We start from the raw sequence: 1,564 nt of genomic DNA, 5'->3' as shown, positions 1-1,564 counted from the left end.
TGCCAAATATGCTTTTTTCGGCATCGCTTTTTATTTTTATGTGATTATAAGTAGTCTATCATAACCGGATTTGGTATTAACAGGTGAAACTCCCCAATTTGAAGTATTAGAATTAGAGAAATTTAACGACGAGCAAATTGGGCAAGCCCTGTCATTTCAAACAGAAGCGGCGACTGTAGAAAAAGTGATGGGAAACCCGCAGCTATTGGATTTAGCGCGTCGCCCGGTGATGACAGAGTTAATTTTGGAAGCATTGCCGGATATTGAAGCTGGAAAACCCGTCGATATGTCGCGGATTTATCTGTATGCGGTGCGGCGGAAGATAGAGAGAGATATCAAAGCAGAACGCACTTTTACTTCTTTAGCAGATAAGCTTTACTTTTTGTGCGAACTGTCTTGGGAAATGCTGTCTACCGACCAAATGAGTCTCAATTATCGCGGTTTTCCCGATCGTATTCGCAGCTTGTTTGGTTCCGTCGTGCAGGAGGAAAAAGACTTAGACCACTGGCACTACGACATGATGGGTCAAACGATGCTAATCCGCAATGCAGATGGGGATTATACTCCGGCGCATCGTTCGTTATTAGAGTTTTTTGTCGCTTATAAATTTGCAGCGGAATTGGGAGTTTTGGCTGCCGACTTTACCGAATTAGTTGCGCCTGAACAGTCTTGTGTCAATGATGCAGCGCCTCAATCATACACTTGGTCTAATTATTGTCGGCTTCAGGCCCATAAGAGAAATAAGAACGAACTTATCGCGCCTTTGAAGGGATTTGTTGCTGAAGATTTAGATCAACTTCTTCAGAGTTTCGGACAAGCACCACTGACGAAAGCAGTCATGGACTTGTTGTTGCCGATGGTTTCTGAAACCGGGGTTTTGCCTCTTCTAGAAATTCTGGCAGCAACGCGAGGTAAAACTGAAACCGAAGTAGGCTACGTGGGAGGGAATGCGGCAACTCTGTTGTTAAAAAAGGACAAGACTGCTTTAGAAGGTAAAGACCTCTCTAGTGCAGTTATTTTAGGTGCAGATTTTACAAATGCGACGCTGCGCCACGTCAATTTGGCTGAAGCGAATTTGGCTAATTCAGCTTTTACTAAAATCTTCGGCAGTGTTCGCTCAGTAGTATTTAGTCCAGATGGCAAACTGTTAGCTACAGGTGATAGTGATGGCGTAGTTCGCCTGTGGGAAGCTAGCAGTGGCAGAGAAATATTGACCTGTAAAGGACATACCAACGTGCTGGAGTCTGTCGCCTTCAGTCCAGACGGCGAGATACTTGCTAGCGGGAGTTATGACAAAACAATTAAGTTATGGGATGTCAAGACTGGTGAATGTTTAAAAGTTTTGCGGGGACATACCGAATCAGTAATGTTTGTCACCTTCAATTCTGATGGAAATCTACTTGCTAGTGGGAGTTTCGATCGCACAGTAAGCTTATGGGATACCCGCAGAGGTGAATGCCTCAAAACTTTGCAACACCATACTAAAGGGCTCTTCTGGGTTGGCGGTGGAAACTGTATAATATAGGAACTTTATGCTAGAGGCTAAGCTCATGGATTTCCATCT

Annotated in this window: 1 protein-coding gene; it reads left to right on the top strand. The window is 44.1% G+C overall.

What is annotated here, in order from left to right:
* Positions 1-70: 70 nt before the first annotated feature.
* The gene (locus QUB25_RS29630; RefSeq protein ID WP_333189052.1) at positions 71-1,525 is read left to right on the top strand and encodes a WD40 domain-containing protein; all 1,455 of its coding nucleotides are present in this window, start codon (positions 71-73) and stop codon (positions 1,523-1,525) included.
* The last annotated feature ends 39 nt before the right edge of the window (positions 1,526-1,564 follow it).

Origin of the sequence: Microcoleus sp. B3-D7 (genome assembly GCF_036705305.1) — a bacterium.
Taxonomy (GTDB): domain Bacteria; phylum Cyanobacteriota; class Cyanobacteriia; order Cyanobacteriales; family Microcoleaceae; genus Microcoleus.
Note: the sequence above shows the minus strand (reverse complement) of the source record. Positions and strands in the feature narration are given on the sequence as shown.